This is a genomic window from Streptomyces sp. A01 (assembly GCF_059026195.1).
The window spans coordinates 1-920 of sequence record NZ_JBWLKN010000101.1; the positions used below are offsets into that span (position 1 = coordinate 1).

The 920-nt window shown below is 73.4% G+C and carries 1 protein-coding gene and 1 pseudogene; both read right to left on the bottom strand.

Annotated features, from left to right (window positions below):
- Window positions 1-71: 71 nt before the first annotated feature.
- A pseudogene (locus AC5P1B_RS35690) lies at window positions 72-283 on the bottom strand (hypothetical protein).
- Window positions 284-296: 13 nt separating this feature from the next.
- Window positions 297-920, bottom strand: a 624-nt coding sequence (locus tag AC5P1B_RS35695; RefSeq protein WP_493892197.1) for a SecDF P1 head subdomain-containing protein, incomplete at its 5' end; no start/stop codon positions are given.

Here is a 920-nt window from a genome sequence, read left to right on the forward strand (position 1 = left end):
CTACACGACGCTCTTCCGATCTCATCGGCGCGCGCCTCAACACAGCGCCCACCGCCCCGCCGAGCGTGCGCCTAGAACAACGCCTGCTGCCCCGGCATCGACGACTCGCCGCCGCCGAACAGCTTCGGCGGCGGGGCCTGAGTGGTGAGCAGCGGGGCGATCCGGGGCAGGACGTCAGGTCGTACGAGGCGCGGCGGCCGGGCGGGTCGTGGCGGGCGAAGCGGCCGCCGACCACCGCGATCTCGCGCGTACAGACGGGGCAGGCGCGGCGGGGAGAGGACATACCCCAGTGTCGCTCACACGCCGCCGAGGTCCCGCGCGAGCTGCCGTGCGGAGGTCCGGTCGAAGCCGCCGGAGATGTGGACGATGCCGCCGCTGATGGCGGTCACGACGGAGGGGGCGGACAGCAGCCGCTTACCCCGGACCATGGCCAGCTGGTTCTGCGGGGGCTGCTGGGTGGCGAGCTTGGTCGTGAGTTCGGTGAAGTGCTTGGCATCCTGGTCGTTCAGGCCGATGATCACGATCCAGCCGTTGCCGGTCGCGGAGTCGTAACGGGCCCTCGCGGACCTGGGCCGGTCCACGGTCATGCCGGAGTCCGGTGTGACCGTGAGACACGTCTTCGTCGTCTTGTCCGTGTGGTTCGTGAAGTCCGTGGGGGACTCGGCCGGGCAGGCGCCCGGCCTCGTGTTCAGCACCGGCATCAGGCGCAGCGGTTCGGCGATCGGGGCGCGGGGCGCACCGGTGGCCCGTTCGCCGCCCGCGCTGGGCGTGGCCTTGGGGCGTCCGAAGGGGCCGCCGCCGTTGTCGTCTTCACCGCCGCAGCCCGCCACCGCCGTCGCCGCCGCCAGCACCAGCCCCGCCACCGCTGCCGTACGCGTCCGAGCGTTCCTCATCGGCCCCGTCCCCCCCCCCCCCCCCCC